1 protein-coding gene is annotated in these 2,029 nt (G+C 74.9%); it reads left to right on the top strand.

Features of this window, described 5'->3' with window-relative positions; genetic code table 11:
* Positions 1-153 precede the first annotated feature (153 nt).
* Positions 154-2,029: hypothetical protein (locus ACWEQL_RS42270; RefSeq protein WP_452156917.1), on the top strand; the 1,876-nt coding region annotated here is incomplete at its 3' end.

The raw sequence follows: 2,029 nt of genomic DNA on the forward strand, positions 1-2,029 counted from the left end.
CCATTTTTCCCCTCCCGCCGTCTTTCCCTTGTGCTTTTGGTGGGCGGCGCCGGGGCGGCCCGGGGGGGTGGGGCGCCGCGGGACGGCCGTGCCGTGCCCCGGGCCGGGGCACCCGCGCGCCGCCGCACCGTCCGTACGAGAGAACGAAGAGGCATGGGCACCACCGACAGCACCGCACCCGCGCCGGGTGCCCCGGCCGCGTCCGCCGCGGCGCGCCAGGCAGACGGGAGCCGGCCCGCGGAGGGCCCCGAAGGGAGCCTGCCCGCCCGGGCGGCCCGGTTCCTGCCGGCGCTCGCCGCGTACGCCGTCGCGGTGGCCCTGCTGCTCGCGTGCGACACCTCGGCGAGCGACATCGCGCGCTACACCGGCTACGCGCTGTGGGCCGTGCTGCTGCCCGGCACGCTGGTGTTCCGCGCCCTGCGCCGCCGCCCGCACACCCTGGTCGAGGACCTCGCGCTCGGCGCGGTGGTCGGCCTGGTGCTGGAGCTGTTCGCCTGGGCGGCGCTGGTCGGACTCGGCCTGCAGTCGCTGGCCACCGCCTGGCCGCTGGCCGTGGTGGTGCCCTTCCTCGCCGTACCGCGGCTGCGCCGGCACTGGCTGCCGCGCGGCTACCGCCGTACGTCCACCGGCTGGAACTGGTCGGTGGCCGCGATCGTCGCGTTCACCTCGGCGTACCTCTACGCGGTCTTCCTGCGCCGCAACCCGGTCATGCCGACCAGCGAGACCACGCTCCAGTACATCGACCTGCCGTACCTGCTGTCGCTGGCCGGCAACGCCAAGCACAACGTGCCGCTGACCTTCCCGCAGGCCGCCGGCGAGCCGCTGCACTACCACTGGTTCACCTTCGTCCACATGGCGATGACCGACATGGTCGGCCACATCGACCTGCCCGTGGTGCAGATGCGCCTGATGGTGCCCGCCCTGGTGGCGCTCGCCATGGTGGTCACGGCCGTGGTCGGGCACCGGGTGACCGGACGCGCCTGGGCCGGCCCGCTGGCCGCGGTGCTGATCTTCGGCGTCGGCGAGTTCAACGCGGTGTTCCCCAACAACGTCAGCAGCTGGCCGTTCGGCGCGCCCGCGGTGCCGCTGATGGCCTGGGCGAGCCTGTCCCTCACGTACAGCCAGCCGCTGCTGATGGCCCTGGTCGGGGTGGCCGCGGACCTGCTGCGCGGGCGCGGCCGGGGTGACGACGGGTCGGACGAGCCGGACCCGGGGGCGGTGCCCGCGCTCGGCCGGGGCGCGTTCGTCCTGGTCGCGATGTTCGCGTTCGCCTCCAGCGCCGCCAAGGCCAGCTCGCTGCCGGTCACGCTGGCGGGCCTCGCCGTCGCCGGGCTGATGGTGCTCGTCACCACCCGCCGCATCCCCTGGACGATCGTCGGCCTCGGCGCGGTCATCGCCGCCGTCCAGCTGTTCGCCACCGCCGTGCTCTTCCGCTTCGAGAGCTACGGCCTGGAGATCGTGCCGTTCGGCAACGTCGAGAAGTACTGGGCCGATCCGCAGCACACCCGGACCACCACCACCCAGGCCCTGGTGGTCACCGCGACGCTGGCCGCGTACGTGCTCAACCACCAGCTGCGGATGGCCGGCGCGGTGCCGCTGATCTGGCGCCGCCGCCTGCGCCTGGAGCCGGTCCAGTGGCTGCTGCTGGGCGGGGCGGTCGCCGGTCCGTGCGTCTACCTGGTGGTCAACGGCTTCAACGCCAGTTACTTCACCCTCGCCGGGATGCCCTTCGGCGTGCTGCTGTCGGCCTGGGGCTACTGCGAGGTCGTCGAACGGGCCGTGCTGTCCGCCCGGGCCAAGGCCGCGCTCGCCGTCGCCACCGTCGCCTTCGTCGCCGTGCTCACCTACGCCCTGCGTCACCACGCCGCCGACTGGGCGGAGTTCGTCCGCGCGCGGGTCGGCGCCAAGGGCACCGAGTCGTACGCCGCGCTGCTGCCGCTGCTCGGCGCGGCCGCCGCGCTCGCCGCCGTCGCCCTGGTGGCCGGGGCGCTCTGGTGGGCGGCCGGCCGGGTGCTGCCCGCGCTGCGCC

Source organism: Kitasatospora sp. NPDC004240 (assembly GCF_053603215.1).